The 19,305-nt window shown below is 74.1% G+C and carries 14 protein-coding genes; 9 read left to right on the top strand and 5 right to left on the bottom strand.

Annotated elements, in window-relative coordinates:
* Positions 1 to 84 precede the first annotated feature (84 nt).
* From ACH4SL_RS05650 to ACH4SL_RS05620, 7 genes are all read left to right on the top strand, one after another.
* Positions 85 to 1,380 carry a Gfo/Idh/MocA family protein gene (locus ACH4SL_RS05650; RefSeq protein ID WP_398442131.1) on the top strand — a complete coding sequence of 432 codons (1,296 nt, stop codon included), beginning with the start codon at positions 85 to 87 and terminating at the stop codon, positions 1,378 to 1,380.
* 55 nt (positions 1,381 to 1,435) lie between these two features.
* Complete coding sequence (locus ACH4SL_RS05645; protein WP_398442130.1) at positions 1,436 to 2,689, top strand: extracellular solute-binding protein; 1,254 nt, start codon at positions 1,436 to 1,438, stop codon at positions 2,687 to 2,689.
* 86 nt (positions 2,690 to 2,775) lie between these two features.
* Positions 2,776 to 3,699, top strand: a complete 924-nt coding sequence (locus tag ACH4SL_RS05640; protein ID WP_398442129.1) for a carbohydrate ABC transporter permease — start codon at positions 2,776 to 2,778, stop codon at positions 3,697 to 3,699.
* 2 nt (positions 3,700 to 3,701) lie between these two features.
* Entirely contained in the window at positions 3,702 to 4,559 is an 858-nt protein-coding gene (locus tag ACH4SL_RS05635; RefSeq protein WP_398442128.1) for a carbohydrate ABC transporter permease, read from the top strand.
* 8 nt (positions 4,560 to 4,567) lie between these two features.
* Positions 4,568 to 5,644: an NAD-dependent epimerase/dehydratase family protein gene (locus ACH4SL_RS05630; RefSeq protein ID WP_398442127.1), complete on the top strand. Its 1,077-nt coding sequence runs from the start codon at positions 4,568 to 4,570 to the stop codon at positions 5,642 to 5,644.
* A 6-nt stretch (positions 5,645 to 5,650) separates the two neighbouring features.
* Entirely contained in the window at positions 5,651 to 6,727 is a 1,077-nt protein-coding gene (locus ACH4SL_RS05625) for a dihydrodipicolinate synthase family protein (RefSeq protein WP_398442125.1), read from the top strand.
* On the top strand, positions 6,711 to 7,724 hold the full coding sequence (locus ACH4SL_RS05620) for a hydroxyacid dehydrogenase (RefSeq protein WP_398442124.1): 1,014 nt from the start codon (positions 6,711 to 6,713) through the stop codon (positions 7,722 to 7,724). The genes ACH4SL_RS05625 and ACH4SL_RS05620 overlap by 17 nt, the downstream gene beginning before the upstream one ends.
* Before the next feature lie 52 nt (positions 7,725 to 7,776).
* Here the strand turns inward: ACH4SL_RS05620 and ACH4SL_RS05615 are convergent, their stop codons facing one another.
* Positions 7,777 to 8,574, bottom strand: a complete 798-nt coding sequence (locus ACH4SL_RS05615) for a winged helix-turn-helix transcriptional regulator (protein ID WP_398442123.1) — start codon at positions 8,572 to 8,574, stop codon at positions 7,777 to 7,779.
* 282 nt (positions 8,575 to 8,856) lie between these two features.
* Here ACH4SL_RS05615 and ACH4SL_RS05610 point away from each other — a divergent pair, with 282 nt between their 5' ends.
* Positions 8,857 to 9,900 carry a TrmB family transcriptional regulator gene (locus ACH4SL_RS05610; protein ID WP_398442122.1) on the top strand — a complete coding sequence of 348 codons (1,044 nt, stop codon included), beginning with the start codon at positions 8,857 to 8,859 and terminating at the stop codon, positions 9,898 to 9,900.
* A gap of 66 nt (positions 9,901 to 9,966) precedes the next feature.
* Here ACH4SL_RS05610 and ACH4SL_RS05605 read toward each other — a convergent pair whose 3' ends face one another.
* The 4 genes from ACH4SL_RS05605 to ACH4SL_RS05590 all read right to left on the bottom strand — a co-directional run bounded on the left by ACH4SL_RS05605 (position 9,967) and on the right by ACH4SL_RS05590 (position 18,543).
* A complete protein-coding gene (locus tag ACH4SL_RS05605; protein WP_398442121.1) occupies positions 9,967 to 14,139 on the bottom strand; it encodes a carboxypeptidase regulatory-like domain-containing protein in 4,173 nt (1,390 codons plus the stop codon).
* Positions 14,140 to 14,473: 334 nt separating this feature from the next.
* Positions 14,474 to 16,630, bottom strand: coding sequence for a tetratricopeptide repeat protein (locus ACH4SL_RS05600; protein ID WP_398442120.1), 2,157 nt, complete (start codon positions 16,628 to 16,630; stop codon positions 14,474 to 14,476).
* A gap of 183 nt (positions 16,631 to 16,813) precedes the next feature.
* Positions 16,814 to 17,902, bottom strand: a complete 1,089-nt coding sequence (locus ACH4SL_RS05595) for a methyltransferase domain-containing protein (RefSeq protein ID WP_398442119.1) — start codon at positions 17,900 to 17,902, stop codon at positions 16,814 to 16,816.
* Positions 17,903 to 18,012: 110 nt separating this feature from the next.
* Entirely contained in the window at positions 18,013 to 18,543 is a 531-nt protein-coding gene (locus ACH4SL_RS05590; RefSeq protein WP_398442118.1) for a PadR family transcriptional regulator, read from the bottom strand.
* Positions 18,544 to 18,613: 70 nt separating this feature from the next.
* Between ACH4SL_RS05590 and ACH4SL_RS05585 the strand changes: the two genes are divergently transcribed.
* Positions 18,614 to 19,273 (top strand): cysteine hydrolase family protein, encoded by a 660-nt coding sequence (locus ACH4SL_RS05585; RefSeq protein WP_398442117.1) that lies wholly within the window; start codon positions 18,614 to 18,616, stop codon positions 19,271 to 19,273.
* The last annotated feature ends 32 nt before the right edge of the window (positions 19,274 to 19,305 follow it).

Raw genomic sequence — 19,305 nt, 5'->3', positions numbered from 1 at the left:
GCTGACCGTCAGCCGCGCTGACGGTCAGCCGCCCCCGCGGCACCGCCGCACCACCACCCGCCCACCGCCCACCGTGAGGGAGACATGGCCACCGACCAGAGCAGCAGCGCCGCAGGGGACCGGCCCGTGCGGATCGCCCTCGTGGGCGCCGGCAACCGCGGGCTGACCTACGCCGCGTGGATCCGCGACCACCCCGAACGCGCCCGCCTCACCGCCGTCGCCGACCCGCGGCCCGAGGCGCGCGCCCTCGTCCCCGGCGCCACCGGGTACGACGGCTGGCGCGAGCTGCTCGCCGCCACCGCGGCGAACGGCGGACCGCTGGCCGACGGCGTGATCGTGGCCACCCAGGACCGCGACCACGCCGAGCCGGTGCTCGCCCTCGCCGAGGCCGGCTACGCGATCATGACCGAGAAGCCGCTCGCCCCGACCGAGGCCGAGTGCCGGGCCATCGTCGAGGGCGTCGAGGCGACGGGCGTGCCCTTCGCCGTCTGCCACGTCATGCGCTACACGCCCTACACCGACCTGGTCAAGAGCGTCGTGGACAGCGGCGTGCTCGGCACGGTCACCGGCCTGGACCACCTGGAGCCGGTCGGCTGGTGGCACTACGCGCACTCCTACGTCCGCGGGCCGTGGCGCCGCGAGGACCGGTCCTCGCCGATGATCCTCGCCAAGTCCTGCCACGACCTGGACTGGATCGCGTACGTCACCGGCCGCCGGATCGAGACGGTCGCGAGCTTCGGCTCGCTCCAGCACTTCCGGCCCGAGAACGCCCCCGCGGACGCCGGCGACAACTGCCTGTCCTGCGCGGCCGAACCGGGCTGCCCCTACTCCGCCCCCAAGCTCTACTACCCGGCGCTGCGCCGCACCGGCGGCGCCTGGCCCATCGACCACGTCACCTCGGCCGCCACCGGCCCGGACGACGAGGACGTCCTCACCGAGGCGCTGCGCACCGGCCCCTACGGGCGGTGCGTCTACGCCTCCGACAACGACGTGGTGGACAACCAGGTCGTCGCGATGAAGCTGTCCGGCGGCCCCACCGCCGTCTTCACCATGACCGCCTTCACCGAGCAGACCCACCGGCAGACCCGGATCTTCGGCAGCCACGGCTGGCTGCGCGGCGACGGCGAGCGCGTCACCGTCCACGACTTCCGGGACGACTCCACGGTGGTCCGCGACATCGGCGACCTCGGCTCCAACGCCGCGGACGGCCACGGCGGCGGCGACGCCGCCCTCGTCGAGGCCTTCGTCACCGCGCTCGCCACCGGCGACCGCTCCCACATCCGCTCCGGCCCCGCCGACTCCCTCGGCAGCCACCTCGCGGCCTTCGCCGCCGAGCGCTCCCGGCACCACGGCACCGTCGAGAACGTGCCGTCCCGGTGAGCGCACCCTCCAGGACTCGAAACCCGCACCACCTCACCCGAAAGCGAGACACCCCGTGAGACGCCGCACCACCGCCGCCATCGCCACCGCCGCCGCCCTGTGCGCCACCGCCGCCCTCGCCGGTTGCGGCTCCGACAGCGGCTCCGGCTCGTCCTCGAAGAAGACCGTCAGCACCTGGGTCTACCCGGTGATCAACGACCCGAAGGCCAACGACGCCTACTGGGACGGCCTGGTCAAGGGCTTCGAGAAGGCCAACCCCGGCATCACCGTGAAGGTCTCCACCTACCCCTGGGCCAACCGCGACACCGCCCTGACCACCGCGCTCGCGGCCGGCAAGGGCCCGGACGTGGCGTACCTGATCCCCGACCAGCTCCCCGCCTACCAGCGCAACCTGATACCCGCCGACGAGTGGATGACGGCGCAGGACAAGTCGGCGCTGCGCCCCTCCGCGCTCAAGGCCGTGACCGTGGACGGCAAGCCGTACGCGGCGCCCGTACTGATGTCGACCTACCCGATGCTGTGCGACAAGAAGGTCTTCGACGCGATCGGCGAGACCTCCTACCCCACCACCTGGGACCAGCTGGCCGCGCTCGCCCCCAAGCTCAAGGCCAAGGGCTTCTACGCCACCAGCTACAGCGGCGACACCACCGCGACGCTCAACATGACCTTCTACCCGCTGCTGTGGCAGGCCGGCGGTGACGTCTTCTCCCCCGACGGCACCAAGGCCGCCTTCAACAGCGACGCCGGCGTCAAGGCGCTGACCTGGCTCAAGACCTTCGTCGACAACGGCTGGACGCCCAAGGACCTGATCACCACCACCCCGCAGATCGAGCAGACGGACCTGGCGAAGAACAAGGTCGCCTGCACCTGGCAGAACACCGCCGCCGAGGTCGAGCCGTTCTGGGGCAAGGACAACATCGTGGTCGGCCCGGCGCTGACCGGTCAGAGCGCGGCCGCGTACGGCACCGTCGGCACGCTGGCGATGTTCAAGAGCGCCAACAAGGACGCGGCCGGCAAGTGGATCTCGTACGTCACCCAGCCGGCGAACGACGCGGGGCTGCAGAAGCCCGGCGGCTACTTCCCGCCGCGCACCGACGCGACCCCGCTCTACCCCGGTGACCAGCACCAGGAGGCCACCGAGAAGGTGCTGGAGAGCACCGACGTCGGCCCGCTCAACAAGGCCTCGCGCGACGTGATGGGCGTGCTCGCCCCGCAGCTCCAGGCCGCGCTGCTCGGCAAGAGCGACCCGAAGAAGGCGCTCGACGACGCGGCGCAGGCCGCCGACCAGATCATCGCCCGCAAGCGCTGAGCCCCGGCGCACGCTGGCATCCCCGCACTCCCGACTCCCCAGCCCCGACGTCCCAGTCCCGACACCCGACTCCCGAAGGAGGTCCCGTGGCCGCAGTCGCGGAATCCCGTTCCCGCCCCCGCAGCACGCCGGAGCCCGTCCGGCGCGGGCCGCACGCCCGCCGGGAGGCCCGTGTCGGGCTGCTGTTCGTGCTGCCCTGCTTCCTGCTCTTCCTGGCCTTCCGGTTCGGGCCGGGAGTGGCCGGGCTCGTACTCGGCTTCACCGACTACACGATCGGCGACAGCACCCACTTCACCGGCCTGGACAACTTCCAGCGGATGATGCACGACCCGCTGTTCTGGTCGTCGATGAAGGTGACGGTCGTCTACAGCGTGATCGCCGTGCCGTTCACGATCGCGGCGTCGCTGGGCCTCGCGCTGCTCACCCGGCGCGCGTTCCGCGGCTCCAAGCTCTTCCGGTCCATCTTCTTCCTGCCGGTGGTCACCAGCCTGATCCTGGCGTCCACCGTCTTCATCTGGATCTTCTCCACCAAGGGCCCCTGGTCGGGCCTGATGGGACTGCTCGGGCTCCCCGAGCAGTCCTGGCTCACCGACTCCGCGCTCGTCCTGCCGGCCCTGGCCCTGGTCGGCATCTGGTCGCGCTGCGGCTACGGCATGCTCATCCTGCTCGCGCGGCTCCAGGACGTGCCGCGCGAGCTGGAGGAGGCCGCGCTCATGGACGGCGCCGGGCCCTTCCAGCGCTTCCGCTACATCGTGGCCCCGCAGCTGAAGCCGGCGTTCTTCTTCCTCGCGGTGATCGAGACGACCAACAGCTTCCAGATCTTCGACGCCGTCTACGTGATGACCGGCGGCGGCCCGGCCAACGCCAGCTACAGCCTCGTCTACCAGCTCTACGACGCGGGCTTCAAATACTCCGACCTCGGCTACGCGAGCGCGCTCGGCTGCGTGCTGTTCGTCATGACCGTCGTCGTGGCACTCGTGCAGCGCATGGTGCTCGGAAAGGAGAAGTGACCATGGCCCGGGAGAAGATCCAGGACATCGTGCCCCGGGCGCTGCGGCCCGGCAGGACGGGGCTCGCGGTGCGGGCGGTGCTGCTCACCGTGGCCTCGCTCGCGACGGTCTTCCCGTTCTACGCGATGATCGTGCTGTCGCTGAAGCCCGGCGCCGCCGTGGAGCTGCCCGGCAGCCTGCTGCCGTGGAATCTGAGCGGCTCCTCCTACAGCGCCGTGCTCGACGCCCAGGACGTGCCGCGCTGGCTGCTCAACACGCTGGTCTACTCGGTGGTGTCGGTGGTCGGCGTGCTGGCCCTGGCGTCGCTGGCCGGGTACGCCTTCGCCAAGAAGCGCTTCCGCGGGCGGGAGACGATGTTCTGGTCGTTCCTGTCGATGGTGATGGTGCCCTACCACGTCACGATGATCCCGACGTTCATCATGATGGCGAAGCTCGGCGGCGTGGACACCTACTGGGGCCTGATCATCCCCACCCTCGCCAACGCCCAGGCGGTCTTCCTCATGCGGCAGTTCATCCGCGACCTGCCCGACGAGATGTTCGAGGCGGCCCGGCTGGACGGCTGCGGCGAGCTGCGGATCTTCGTCAGCCTGGTGCTGCCGCTGCTCAAGCCGATCCTCGCCACGCTCGGCACGTTCGTCTTCCTGTGGCACTGGAACGACTTCCTGTGGCCGCTGATCATGGGCCAGAGCAGCGACATGCGCACCCTCACCGTCGGTATCGCCTCGCTCCAGCAGCAGCAGGTGCCGCTCAGCCAGGTGCTCGCCGGATCGGTGATCGCCTTCGTCCCCATCTTCGCCGCCTACCTCGCGGGCCAGCGCTACTTCACCGAGGGCGTCACCGGCTCGGCCGTCAAAGGATGACCCCGCACATGACCCGTACGACCACCCCGCTGCCCTTTCCCGACCCCGCGCTCGACTTCCCTTCCAGCGAGCGGCAGTTGGAGGACCTGCTCGCGACGCCCTCGCCCGCGCTGGTCGCCGACGCCGCCCGGCTGGACGGCGACCTGGTGATCCTCGGCGCCGGCGGCAAGATGGGCCCGAGCCTGGCCCGGCTCGCCCGCCGCGCGCTGGACGCCGCGGGCCGCACCGACCTCGCCGTGCACGCGGTGTCCCGCTGGTCGGACCGCGCGGCCGCCGAGGCGCTCGCCGCCGACGGGGTCCGCCCGGTCACCGCCGACCTGCTCGACGGCGACCCGGCGGCGCTGCCCGAGGCCGGCAACGTCGTCTTCATGGTCGGCGCCAAGTTCGGCTCCGCGGGCAACCCGGCGCACGCCTGGGCCGTCAACGCCGCGCTGCCCGACCGGATCGCCCGCCGCTACCGGGACGCGCGGATCGCCGCCTTCTCCACCGGCAACGTCTACCCGCTGGTCGACACCGCCTCGGCCGGCTCCGCCGAGACCGACCCGGTGGGCCCGGTCGGCGAGTACGCCATGTCGTGCCTGGGCCGCGAGCGCGTCTTCGGCTACCACGCCGCCGTCCACGACACCCGCGTCGCGCTGCTGCGCCTGAACTACGCCGTCGACCTGCGCTACGGCGTGCTCGCCGACATCGCCGCGACCGTGCAGGCGGGCGAGCCGGTCGACGTGACCACCGGCCACGTCAACGTCGTGTGGCAGGGCTACGCCAACGAGGTCGCGCTGCGCGCGCTGCTGCACGCCCACGAGGACGTCTTCACCGTCAACCTCACCGGGCCCGAGACGGCGTCGGTCCGGCGGCTGGCCGGGCTGTTCGCCGCGGAGTTCGGCGCCGAGCCGCAGGGCGGGGTGACGACCGGCACCGAGTCCGGCACCGCGCTGCTGTCCGACGCGAGCCACTGCCACGCCCTGTTCGGCTACCCGCCGGTGCCCTTGCGCACCCTCGTCGGCTGGCAGGCGGAGTGGCTGCGCCGCGGGCTGCCGCTGTCCGGCCGACCGACCAAATTCCAGACCCGCGACGGAAGGTTCTGACCCACCGTGTCCCTCCCCACACCCGCCGCCCCCACCGCCGCGGCAGCGGCCGCCGACCCGCTGGCCCTGCTCGCCGCCGGTACGGTCATCCCCGCCCACCCCCTCGCGCTGGACGCCGAGCGCCGCCTCGACGAGCGGCGGCAGCGCGCGCTGACCCGCTACTACCTCGCCTCCGGCGCCGGCGGCATCGCGGTCGGCGTGCACACCACGCAGTTCGCGATCCGGGACGCCGGGGTGGACCTGCTCCGCCCCGTCCTCGCGCTGGCCGCCGAGACCGCCGACAAGGAGGCCGGACGCCCGGTCGTGAAGGTCGCGGGCGCCTGCGGCTACACCGCGCAGGCCGTCGCCGAGGCCACCCTCGCCGCCGAACTCGGCTACGACGCCGTGCTGCTGAGCCCCGCCGTGCCCGGCGCCGACGAGGCCGGGCTGCTGGAGCGGGCCCGCGCGGTCGGCGAGGTACTGCCCGTCATCGGCTTCTACCTCCAGGACGCGGTGGGCGGCCGCTACCTCTCCCCCGCCTTCTGGCGCGCCTTCGCCGAACTGCCCTCGGTCGTGGCGATCAAGACCGCGCCCTTCGACCGCTACCGCACCGCCGAGGTCATCGCCGCGGTCGGCGCGAGCGACCGGGCCGCCGAGGTCGCCCTCTACACCGGCAACGACGACGCGATCCTCAGCGACCTGCTCACCCCCTACCGCACCCCCGGCGGGGACCTGAAGTGGTTCGCCGGCGGGCTGCTCGGCCAGTGGGCGGTGTGGACCCGCGGCGCGGTCGCGATGCTGGCGGAGGTGCGGGCCGCGCGGGCGGGCGACCACGCCCTCATGACCGACCTGCTGCGCCGCGCGCCCCAGCTCAGCCAGGCCAACGCCGCGGTCTTCGACGTCCGCAACGCCTTCCGCGGCTGCATCCCCGGCGTCCACGAGGTGCTGCGCCGCCAGGGCCTGCTGGAGGGCACCTGGTGCCTGGACCCGAACGAGCGGCTCTCCCCGCGGCAGGCCGAGGAGATCGCGTCGATCGCGGCCGCGTACCCGTGGCTCACCGACGACGCCTTCGTGGCGGAGCACCGCGATGACTGGCTCCGCTGAGGCCCCGCGCGCGGTCGTCGCGGTGCCCGCGCGGCTGCGCGAGCAGTTCTTCACGCCCGCCGCGTGGCGGCGGCTGGAGCTGCTCACCGACGCCGTCGTGGTCGAGCGGCACTCCGACCCCGGCGCGCTGGCCGCCGCGCTCGGCGACGCCGAGATCCTCGTCACCGCGTGGGGCACTGCCCGGCTGGACGCCGCGCTGCTCGAACGGGCGCCGCGGCTGCGGCTGGTGGCCCACACCGGAGGGGCCGTCAGCCCGTACGTGACCGGCGCCGTCCTCGACCGCGGGGTGCGCGTCACGCAGGCCGGGGCGGCGATGGCGCCCCCCGTCGCGGAGGTCGCGCTGGCCTTCACCCTGGCGCTGCTGCACCGCGTCCACCGCTTCGACCACGCCCTGCGCGCGGGCCTGCCCTGGGAGGAGGCCTCGGCCGCGCCCGAGCGCCACGGGATCGCCGGCTGCCCGGTCGGCGTCGTCGGCGCCTCCCGTACGGGCCGCGCGTACATCGCGCTGGCCCGCGCGCTGGGCGCCGAGGTGAGCGTGTACGACCCGTACCTTCCCCCGGACGAGGCCCGCGCCCTCGGGGTGCGCGCCACCGGCCTCGACAACCTGCTCGCCACCAGCCGCGTCGTCGCCGTCCACGCCCCGGCGCTGCCCGAGACCCACCACCTGCTGGCGGCCCGCGAGCTGGCCCTGATGCCGGACGGAGCGGGCCTGGTGAACACCGCCCGCTCCTGGCTGGTCGACGAGTCCGCCCTGCTCGCCGAGCTGCGCACCGGCCGTCTCGACGCGGCACTCGACGTCTTCGACGCCGAACCCCTCCCCCCGGACCACCCCTTCCGCACCCTCCCCAACACGCTGCTGACCCCGCACCAGGCGGCGGCCACGGTCGAGGGCCGCCAGGCCCTCGGCGACAGCACGGTGGCGGAGATCGCCCGCTACGTGAGCGGCGAGCCGCTGCTGCACGCGGTGGGGCGGGAGGCGCTGGAGCGGGTGGAGTAGGCGCGGGTGGAGTAGGGGCGGGCCGCCCGCCCCCCGGGCCCCGGGCACCGCCTCACACCCAGTTGTTGCGGATGGCGTACCAGCCGAGCTGGACGCGCGAGGTGACGGCCGCCGCGTCCATCAGGGCGCGGATGCGGCGCTGCACGGTGCGCGGGGAGGTGCCGAGCTGGTTGGCCATCGCCGAGTCGGTGAGCCCGGAGAGCATGAGCTGGAGGATCCGGAGGTCGTTCGGGTCCAGGTCGCCCGCTGCCCGCAGGTACGGGCGCGAGCGCAGCCAGTGCGCCTCGAACAGCTCGGTGACCAGGGCCACCAGCGGCGGCCTGAGCACCATGGACCGCTCGGGGCTGACCTGGACCACCGCCACTTTGCCGTCGACCACGGCGAGTTTGGTCAGCGCGTGGTCCACGACCCGCACATCGTGGCCTTCCGCGAGCCGGCCGTCCAGCGCCTGCACGGCCGCCGGTTCGACGAGGAAATCCCGGTCGACCAGGACGCGGTAGGCGACCCCGGCCAGGACGCTGCGCGGGTTCTCCTGCGCCAGGTATTCCGGCGGCGCGGGCGCCGCTGCGCCGATCGTCGTCGGGACGGGCGCGACCGTGTTGGCGCCCGACTGGCACAGCAGGATCGACGTCCGCGCCCCGTACTCCAGCTCCAGCAGCCGGCGCCCCTGCTCCTCCCGGCCGTCGATGTAGCTGACGAGCCCGGGGGCGGCCGTGCCCTGCTGCCGGTCGCGGGCGTCCAGCAGGTCCGACACCGTCGACTCCGCCCGGCGCAGGTCGTCCTGAAGCCGCGTGAGCAGGTCGGACAGCGAGGACGGGGCGGGCGTCGGCACCGGTGGGTCGGACGGCATGGCGCTCAGTCTCCTGCATGGCCCCGCGCCCCCGGCACAGACCCCTGCCCGCCGGAAGGCACCCCGGGTGGCGATTTGCCGTCACGGCGCGGTCTCGCCATCCGGAGGGATTCTCCGCGGGGTGCCGCCGCGGGCATTCTCGTCGGACGCCGACCGCCCCACCTGCGCACATGCGGCGGGGCGGACAGCGGCACCCCGCCCCGCCCAGGACTGGACGCACCTGATGCACCCTCACCTCCCGTGCCGCCCGCGGCTTCGGCACGGCCGCAAGGAGCACGACGGATGACCTCGTCGACCGGCCCCGACACCGGGCCGCCCTCCCCCGCGCCCGACTGGGACACCCTCGGCATTGCCCCGCTCACCCGCGAGGTGTACCTGGCGGCGCTGCGCGACCCGGACGCCGGGGCCACCGGCTGGGCGGCGGCGCTGGGTGTGTCGGCGGCCAGGGTGCGCAGGGCCGCCGAGCAGCTGCTGCGCCAGGGCCTGCTGCGGCGCGGCGCCGGGCGGCCCGGCAGGCTGGAGCCGGCCGACCCGCGGGAGGCGCTGCGCTCGCTGGTGCGGCACCGGCAGGAGGGCGCCGCGCTCTTCGCCGCCGCCGCGGAGGCGCTGGGCGGGCTGCTCGGTGCGGAGTACGAGCGCGGCCGGGTGCACCGCACGCCGCAGGGCATCCTGGAGGTGGTGGAGGGCGGCGAAGCTGTCACGCACCGCGTCGAGGAGCTGATCGGCACCGCGGACCGGGAGCTGTGCGGCATCGACGCGCCGCCGTACGTGGGCGAGCAGGCGCCGATGTCGGCGGCCGAGGCGCGGGCGCTGGCCCGCGGGGTCCGCTTCCGCTCGCTGTACGCGGTGGAGGTGCTCGACGACCCGGCCCGCGTCGCCCACCTCGCGTCGATGACCGCGGCGGGCGAGGAGGCGCGGGTGCTCTCCGACGCGCCGCTGAAACTGCTGCTGATCGACGGGCGGGCCGCACTGCTGCCGCTCACCGCGGGCGAGACCGCGCACGGCCACCGGGCCCTGGTGGTGCGCGGATCGGCGATGGTGGACGCCTTGCAGGCGCTCTTCGAGGCGCTGTGGAAGCAGGGCGCCCCGATCCGCGGCAGGGGCCGCTTCCCCGATCCGGCGCTGCTGGTGGACGGCGGGCTGGCCGCCGAGGAGCAGGAGCTGGTGGAGCTGCTGGGCGCGGGGATGACCGACGAGTCGATCGCCCGCCACTACGGGGTGAGCGTGCGCACCCTGCGGCGCCGGGTGCGGGTGCTCCAGGACCGGCTGGGCAGCACCGGGCGCTTCCAGGCGGGGGTGCGGGCGGCGCAGCGCGGCTGGCTGTAGCGCGACCGCCGGGCCCGCCGCCCCGGCCGGGAACGGCCGGGGCGGCGGGCAGCGGTCAGGTGGCGGTCAGGTGCAGGCGTGGTCGGGGCGCAGGGCGAAGTCCAGCGTGGTGACGGCTCCCTTCCTGACCTTGCTGCTCACCGGGTGCGGCGCCCAGCCGTCCTTGGCCGCGGTGACCATGAGCGGGTTGTTCCGGGCGTCCAGCCAGAGCGCGTAGTGGCCGTTGCCGTCGGTCTTGAGCGTGAAGCTCTCGGCCCAGCCGTCGATCTGCACGGTCGCGGCCGCGAGCGGTGCGGCGCCGGCGGTGCAGGCCGCGCCGGTGACCGTTCCGGTGATCTCGCCCCACGTCTTCGGCGGCTGGACGGTCATCGCCACGCCGACGGGCGCGACCGTGTAGGGGGTGTCGTTCCTGACCGCCAGCACGGCGGCGTACGTGCCGGGCTGGCTGATCGCGGCGCCCGAGGCGTCGACGGTCACCGCGACCTTGACGGACTTCCCCGGGGCGAGCGTGATCGAGGTCGGGTCGGCGGTCAGCCAGGACACGTTCCCGCTGGTGCCGCAGTCGCCGTAGCCGGGGAGCGTCTCGACGCCGCCGGACGCGCTGTAGCTGCCGGCCGAGCCGCCCACCTTGTAGAAGCCGCAGGCGCTGCCCGCGCGGTAGACGGTGGCGTTGGAGTTGGGCAGGGCCGTCCACGTACCGCTCAGAGGTTCAAAGGCGACGCCCTTGTTGGTGAGGGTGGTGGCGTGGTCGGTCACGCCGCCGGACAGCAGCAGCTCGCCGTTGGCGCCGGTCGCGCCCATGCCCCACAGGTCGTAGGGCATGTCGGGCAGCCGGGTCCACTTGCCGGTGGCCGGGTCGTAGGTGAAGGCGCGGGCGGAGGCGGTGGTGCCGTCGTAGCCGCCGCCGCAGTAGAGCGCGGTGCCGACGGCGCCGCAGCCCAGCCACGCGGTGGAGTTGGGGTAGGGGGCGGCGGTGCTCCATGTGTCGGCCACCGGGTCGTAGACCAGGACCGTGGTGTGCCCGCAGGCGTCGGCGCAGCCGCCGACGATGTACCACTTGCCGTCGACGACCGCGGAACCGGCGCCGGCGAACGCGGCGGGCGCGCTCGCGACGGCGGTCCAGGTGCCGGTCGCGGGGTCGTAGGCCTGGGTGGCGGTCACCGTGCCGCCGTCGTCGTTCCAGCCGCCGGTGACGTACAGCCTGCCGTGCAGGAAGGCCGCCTGCGGCGCCTCGCGGCGCACCCCGCTGTCGGGGAGCGCGGTCCACGTGGTGGCCTGCGGGTCGTAGACGTAGCCGCCGGACAGGATCGCCTGTGTGCTGCTGAGCCCGCCCACGGAGTAGACCCGGCCGTCGGGTCCGGTGGCGGCGGCGTTGTCCATCACCGCGGCCGGGAGGTCGGCGAGCGTCGTCCAGGGCGCGGCGGCGGGTGCCGCGGCGGCCGGGGACGCGGCGGCGGCGCGCGCCGGGGCGACGAAACCGGCCGGGTAGTGGCCCTTGACCTCCTGGAGGGCGGCGCCGGGGGCACGGGCCTGCAGCGTGAAGCCGTTGTCGTTCTCGTCGAGGCGGACGGTGGCGTCGGCGGTGCCGGTGTTCTTGACCGTGACGGTCGCCGAGGCGGTGCCCTGCCACTTCACGGTCTTGGCCACGGACGCCGGGCTGACGGTGAGCCGGCCGGCCTTGAGGGCGGTGTCGGCCTCGTTCGCCTTGTCCGCGGCGATCGCGGCGGAGGTGGTGGCCGTCGTGTAGTGGGCGGCGGTCACCGTCAGCGGGTGCGTGCCGGTGAGGGTGGAGAAGAAGGTGTAGAAACCGTCGCCGAGGGCGGGGTCGTCCGGGGTGGCCGCCGTGGTGGCGGACTCGGCCGGGCTGTCGGCCGACGTCACGGTGGCCCCGGCGACGCCGTCACCGGTGTTGGCGTCGGTGACCTGGCCGAGGACCAGGCCGCCGGGCACGACGTCGCAGTGCTGCCCGCCGACGAAGATGTCGTCGACCTCCCAGAACTGCGAGTTGGCGCCGGTGTAGCGGAAGCGGACGAGGACACCGGAGTGCCCGGCAGCCTGCGGCAGGTCGTAGCGCTGGGTGTGGCCGCGGTTGGCGGAGTTGGCCCAGTGCCCGGCGGTGGTCCAGGTGGCGCCGCCGTCGAGGCTCACGTCGACGTCGGCGGTGCTGGTCGGGGCGCCCTCGTACCAGGTGGCGAAGGTGACGTACGGGTTGGGCTGGCCGCTCAGGTCCAGCGGCGGGCTCACCAGCGAGGTGTCCTGCTTGCCGCCGCTCCCGTAGGCCTTGCTGTCGACCGTCGCCAGGAGGCCCTTGCCGCCGGTCGAGTTGCCGCGGGTGCTGTCGAAGCGCCAGGTCTGGCCGGTCCCCGCCGCGTCCTCGACCGTCCACCCGGCGGGCGGGACGGCCCCGGCGGCGGAGCTGAAGTCCTGGGCGTCGCCGGTGGTGTGGGAGGCGTAGCCGGGCGCCGCGCACACGTCGTCGACCTGCATGCCGACGTTCAGCTTCGTGGCGGCGTCGGCGACCGCGAGGGTGTCCTCGTGCGGCACGTATCCCGTCGCGGCGGCGCTGGTCTGCACGGTGTAGCTGCCGTCCACCGGCACGCTCAGGGTGTAGCGGCCCGTCGCCGGGTCGGTGTGCACGGCGCTGGTCGGCTCGCCCTCGACCTGCACGGTGGCGTACAGCGGCCAGCCGTGCCCGGCGGCGTCCTTGACGGTGCCGGTGACGTTCACCCGTGCCTTGGCGGCGAGTTCGGCGTCCTCGGTGAGCGTCTGGCCCCCGGAGAGGGTGACGCCCGCGAAGGTGCGGGAGGCGTAGCCGAACTTGGCGACGGTGACGTCGTACGTGCCCGGGTCGACGGTGAACGCGTACGTGCCGTCGTCCCGTGTGGTGGCGTGCGCGTCCCCGGCGGTGACCAGGGCGCCGGGCAGCGGCGAGCCGGTGGCGCCGTCGGTGACCGTGCCCTTGACGGTCGCGAAGGGGCCCGAGGCGAAGGCCGCGACGCCGTCGGGCGTGCCGAGGCCGGTCGGCCCGTCGTAGCCCTCGACGCCGGTGCAGAGGTAACTGCCGCCGCAGGTGCCGTTGGTGCCCGAGGTCACGTCGTTGAGGGCGCTCTGCCGCGCGTACGGGAAGGTCATCGGGTACGAGCCGCTCGGCGCGTCGCCGGCCAGCGCGTACACCGAGGCGATGACGGGCGAGGCGACGCTCGTGCCGCCGAAGACGTGCCAGGCGCCCGCGGAGTAGACCGCGACGCCGGTGTTCGGGTCGGCCACCGCGGAGACGTCCGCGACCGTGCGGCGTGCGCAGCCGGTGTCCGCCTGCTGCGACGGCTTGGGCTCGAACGCCGAGCAGCCGCTGCCCGCGCCGCTCCACGCCGACTCCGTCCAGCCGCGCGCCGAGCCGTCGCGTACCAGCGAGGTGCCGCCGACCGCCGTGACGTGCGGGGAGGCCGCCGGGTAGCTGACGCCGTAGCCGTCGTCGCCGGAGCTGGCGGTGATCACCACGCCGGGGTGGTCGTAGAACATCGTGTCGGCCTGCGGGTCGGACCCGTCCTCGGGGCCGCCGTAGCTGTTGGAGACGAATCCGGCCCCCAGGGCGACCGCCTGGTTGACGGCCGTCCCGAGGTCGTCGTTGCCGGCGCTGTCCGCCTCGACCAGCAGGATCTTGCAGTTGGGGCACACCGCGCCGACCATCTGGACGTCGAGCGCGATCTCACCGGCCCAACCGGAGTCGGCCTTGGGGTAGTCGGTGCCGCCGCGCTGGTCGGTCTTGCGGAAGCAGCCGTTGGCGGTCGTGCACGCGGGCAGCCCGTAGGTCTCCCGGTAGACGGCGAGTTCGGCTTCCGCCTGCGGGTCGTCGTAGGCGTCGACGATGGCGACGGTCCGGCCGGCGCCCTCCGTCGACGACGGCAGGTTGTAGGCCGCTTGCAGGTCGGCGGGCCCGAAGCCCGACGGGGTGGCGTCCGGCTCGGCGGCCAGTTGCGCCCTGGACTGCTCGACGTCGTCGCGCTCCACCGCGGAGCAGGCGGCCTGCCCCGGACGGGTGGAGCGGGAGCACACCCGGTGCGACGGGTGCGAGGCGGGCTTCTTCGCGCTCTTCGCCGCGGCGGCCTGCGCCTGCGCTTGGGGAGCGGCGGTGGCCGGCTGCGCCGGGAGCTGCACGCCCAGTACGGCCAGCGCGGCGACCGCGGCCCCCGCGAGCAGCGGTCTGAGCCGGGGCCGTGAACGGTGCACGGGTATCGCCAAGGTGTTCCCTCCGAGGGCAGGACCGGACAAATCACCCGTCAGCCGGGCGGTACGGCGAGCATTGCAGTCCGTCCGGCACTCCAGCGGATTCGCACGCGGCAGGCAGCGGACACCTGCCGGAAGAGGACACGCTGCCGCGGGGCCGCCACCGCGCACCGGAGGCGGCCGGCCCGCGGGGGGTCACGCCTGCGAGGCGGTGCGGGCCGCCGCGGGACGGCAGGAGCCGTGAGACCCCGGAGGCGCGCCAGGGTGGTGGGGGCGCGGCCCTCGGCGACATACTCACCGCTGTGGGCTGCAGCGCCGGGCAGCGGAGCCTCCGGGAGCCGTCACCCGGTTACTGCTGCGCGGCCGCCTCGCGGGCTTCCGCCAAGGCGTCGAAGGTCCGCTCCATTCGCTCCGCGTCGCGGGTCGCGCGGAAGTTCTCGGCGGCCTGCGCCTCAGCGACAAGGGCCTCGTCAAAACGCCCTATGGCGCATAGCACCATGCCCAGACCCAGCAGAGCGATACCTTCGCCGTGCCGGTCGCCTCTCTCGCGGTGGATCACAAGGCCCTCGCTATAGGCCTCGATCGCCTCGTGGGGGCGGTTCAGTTCCCGCAGGGCGGCGGCGATATTCGTCAGCGTCGTGCCCTCGCCGATCCGGTCGCCGATTTCCCGGAAGATCTTCACGGCCTCCTCGTAGGCGACCAGCGCCTCACCGAAACGCCCCAACCCTTGCAAGGCGTTGCCGCGGGCACCCAGGGCCGAGCCCTCGCCGTGCCGATCGCCAGTTTCCCGGAAGACCTCGACGGCCTCCTCGTAGGCGACCAGCGCCTCACCGAAACGCCCCACCCGTAGCAAAGGGTTGCCGCTGGCGCACAGCGCCCTGGCTTCCCCTCGCCGGTCGCCGATCTCCCGAAAGACCTCAGCTGTCTCCAGATGGGTGGCCAGCGCCTCGTCGAAACGCCCCAGCCCCTGCAAGGCGTTGCCGATGTCGTATTGCGCCGAGGCGTATCTGCGCTGGTCACCAATCTCCCGGAAGACCTCGACGGCCCTGGTGTGCAGTTCAAGGGCCTCGTCGTAGCGACGTCGTTCGCCGAGGTAGACGCTCAGGCTGGCGGAGACGACCGCAGCGGCGGGTGGGTAGCTGCGGACCAATGCCAGGAAGTTGTCCAGCTCCATGTCGAACCACGCGAGGGCCACACCACGGTCAGGGAAGCCGGTGAGGACCGGCTCGCCAAGCGCGGCGCGCGGGTGCTTGTCCGCTGCCCTGGCCTGCCCCATGTAATGGCTCAGCAGCCGGGTGAGCGCCACGTCGTCGGCCCCCTGCCCACCCGGTACGGCAGACGCGTTGTGGTCCCGCGTCAGGTCGTGCATCGACCAGCGGCTGCCCGCCTGGCCCGCGCGGTGGGTCAAGAGGTGGGCGCGGGTCAGTGCCCGCAGGACCGCGCGGACCTCGGGCTCCGGCTGCCCGGCCAGCGCCGTGGCCGCGGGCAGGCCGATGTCCGGGCCGGGGGCGATCGCCAGCAGGTGGAGCAACTGCCGGTGGCCCGGCGGGAGGTGCTGGTGGGAGAGGTCGAAGGTCGCGCGCAGGGCGCGCTGCGTGCCGGTCAGGTCGCTGTACGCGTCGACCGCGTCGATACGGGAGCGGTGGGCGCGCAGCTCGCCCAGCAGCTCGGGGACGCCCTGCTCCGGCTCCAGTACGAGGGCAGCCGCGTTGATCCGCAGCGCCAGCGGCAGCCCGCCGCACCAGGCGGCCAGCTCCAGGACGGCCGCGGGCGCGTCGTGGGTGCGGGTGTCACCGGGGCGGGCGGCCTCCAGGGTGGCCCGGATGAGGTCGGCGCCCGCCTCGGGACTGAGGATGTCCAGGTCGAGGAGGCGGGCGCCGAGGTCGGGGTGGGTGTGCCGGGAGGTCACCAGCAGCCGGTGCCGGTCCCCGGCCGGAAGCAGCGGGCGGATCTGTTCGGAAGAGGACGCGTTGTCGGCGACGATCAGCACCCGCCGCCCCTCCAGCGCGAGGGAGCTGAGGACGGAGCCGAGCCGCGCGGCGCGCTCGTCCGGCGCGGAGGGGATGTCGTCGGCGGGGACCCGCAGGGTGCGCAGCAGGACGTCGAGGGCCTGGTGGGCGGTGAGCGGGTCGGGGTCGTAGCCGCGCAGGTCGACGAAGACGGCGTCGGTGAACCACCCCCGTCCGACGGCGTGGTGCGCGGCGTGCAGGGCGAGGGCGGTCTTCCCGATGCCGCCGAGCCCGGCGACCGCGCCGACGACCACCGAAGCGGTCCCGCCCTCGTCCGGCCGCAGGACGTCGAGGATGTGGTCGCCCTCGGTCTCGCGGCCGACGAAGACGGGCGGGGCAGGGGGCAGGGCGACGACCGGGCCGGGCTTCTCCGCGGCCGGGGCCTGGTGGATGTGCACGTCGCCCTTGACGCTGCCCGCGGCCAGGCCGCTCGTGGCGCTCATCCGCGCGTCGCCGCCTACGGCCACGCCGCCGTCCCCCGCCCTCACCTCGTCCACCGCACCCCCTCCGGCGCCGCCGGTCCGGCACGGCGACACTAGCGCGGACGCCTTCCGTACCGGGGCCGGTTGCGGCTTTTGTGCAGGCGCCGGGTGCGGGCGCGGCGGGCTCGGCGGGTACGCGCGCGGCAGGGGGTCACCGCGGCCGGGCTCGACCGGGCCCGCGGCGGGGAGGGACCGGGCCTACGCCACGAGCAGCCGCAGTCCCAGCTCCGCCGCCTCCAGCGTGGCGAGGTCGCGGTTGCGCTCGGCCCAGCGGCCGGAGGTGAGGTCGGCGCGCAGGGCGTCGACCGCGCGGTGTTCGGCCTCGGGGCCGACCCGGGCCCAGACCGAGACGGCGCGGCGCACGTGCTCCTCCAGATAGGCCTCGGGGCGGCGCCAGTAGGCCTCGAAGAAGCCGTCCGCGCAGTCCCAGGGGATGAGGACGGGCTCGGCGTGGCCGTCGACCGCGGCGCTCAGCTCGGCGAAGGACGGCCAGGCGTCGAGGATGTCGGCGAATTCCGGCAGGTAGTCGCGGGAGAGCCAGAAGCGGTCGTGCCAGCCGGGGCTGCTCGCGTCGTACGTGAGCACCACCACCCGGCGGGCGACCCGCCGCATCTCGCGCAGCCCGGCGACGGCGTCCTGCCAGTGGTGGACGGTGCTCACCGCCATCGCCGCGTCGAAGGCCCCGTCCTCGAAGGGCAGGTTCTCGGCGGACGCGGCCACGCAGGGCGCCGCGCCCGCGGGCCGCTGCGCCCGCATGACGGCGGACGGCTCCACAGCCGTGACCTCGCGGTCGGCCGGCTCGTAGGAGCCCGTGCCCGCCCCGACGTTCAGCACCGTCTTTGCGTCCCCGAGCGCCGCCCAGATCTGCGCGGCGATACGCGGCTCGGTACGCCGCGTCGCCGGGTAGCCGGACCCGATCTCCTCGTACAACTGCACCCCGAAGGCCCTCAGTTGCTGCTCCGGTGTGGTCTTGATCCCCATGGCCCGTGCCTCCATTTCCCGGTCGATGGCCCTGACCGTGGCGGCGGCGCGGTCGCGCTGCTCCAGCAGCAGCCCGCGCAGCCGGTGCAGATGCGCGACGGCGTCGGTGCCCGGGTCGTCGACGAGGTCGGCGATCTCCCGCAGCCCGAAGCCGAGCCGCCGGTACCCCAGCACCTCGCGCAGCCGCTCCACGTCCGCCGCCGCGTAGGCCCGGTAGCCCGCGGCGGTCCGCGCGGACGGCCGCACGAGGCCGATCTCGTCGTAGTGGTGCAGCGTGCGCACGCTGACTCCGGTCAGCCCTGCCACGCGCCCCACGGTCAGGTGTTCTTCCACGCCCCCGACGATGCGGCATGACGCCGCGTGAGGGTCAAGTGCGGTGTCCGGCGGCGCGACGGGGTGGCCGCCGCGGGTGTCGGTCAGGCCAGCACCTCGCGGAGCCAGGTCCTTTCGGCGTGGCTGGTGGCGCGGGCGACGGTGAGCATGCCGCGCCGGTAGGGGTCCGCGGTGTCCTCGGCGCGCAGCGGGCGGTCGCCCTCGTGGAAGAAGCTCGCGGGCTGCTCCAGGAAGTCCAGCCGCCGGCGCAGAACCGCGTGCTGGTCGGCGGTGTCGGGCAGCTGGGAGAGGAAGGCCAGGACGGTGAAGAACCGGGTGCTGTCGCTGATGTCGAGGCCGTCGGCGTCGCGCAGCCTGCGCGTCAGCTCGCGGCGGCCGTCGCCGGTCAGGCTCAGGGTGTGCCGCTGGGCGGCCGAGGCGCCCGGTTCGGCCCGCCGGTCGAGCAGGCCCGCGGCGACCAGCCGGCTGATCGCCGGGTACAGGCTGCCGTCGCTGACCGGCCGCACGTGGCCCGCCAGACGCGCGATCCGGCGGCGCAGTTGGTAGCCGTGCAGGGGGCCTTCGGCCAGGAATCCGAGGATCGCGAGTTCGAGCATGCTGCTACTCTCGCACATCGAAACGAGGTACCTCGATCCGAGGCATGAAACGAACGACGGAGGGTGCGGAATGACGGAGGGAGCGGAAATGACGTACACCGAGGAATGGGTCACCGAGCGGGCGCGCGACGCCTACGAGCACGGCCGGGCGTCGTTCGACATCCGACCCGAGCGCACGGCGCTGCTGGTCGTCGACATGCAGGACGAGTTCGTCCGGCCCGGCTGGAGCCCCTACTGGGTGCCCGCCGCCACCCGGATGGCACCCCGGCTGGGCCGGCTCGTCGACGTCTGCCGCTCCGCGTCCGTCCCGGTGGTCTGGACCGTCTTCGACGACACCCATCTCGGCCTGGACCGCCCGCACTCCCTGCGGTTCCTCCCGCACGCCGACACCGACTGGCGCAGGCCGGGCCCGTCCGACGTGTGGGCCCCGCTGGGCCGCCGCCCCGACGAGGCCCTGATCCGCAAGCCCTCCTACGGCGCGTTCTGCGACACGCCGCTCGGCACCATGCTGCGCAACCTCGGCCGCGACACGGTGATCGTCACGGGCACGCTCACCAACTACTGCTGCGGCGCCACTGCCCGGCAGGCATACGAACGCGGCTACCAGGTCGTCTTCGGATCCGATGTCACGGCCACCGACGACGAGTCCCGGCAGGAGCCAGAACTCGCCGTCCTGCGCAAGGGCTTCGCCCTGGTGCTGACCGCGGAGGAGATCGCCGGGCGGCTGGCCGCGGCCGCCCCGGCGTGAAAGGGCGGCAGGCGGGCGGACGCGTCCGGGAC

This window comes from Streptomyces sp. NPDC021020 (assembly GCF_044333285.1).
Taxonomy (GTDB): domain Bacteria; phylum Actinomycetota; class Actinomycetes; order Streptomycetales; family Streptomycetaceae; genus Actinacidiphila.
The sequence above is the reverse complement of the archived record's forward strand: the minus strand, read 5'-3'. Positions and strand labels throughout refer to the sequence as shown.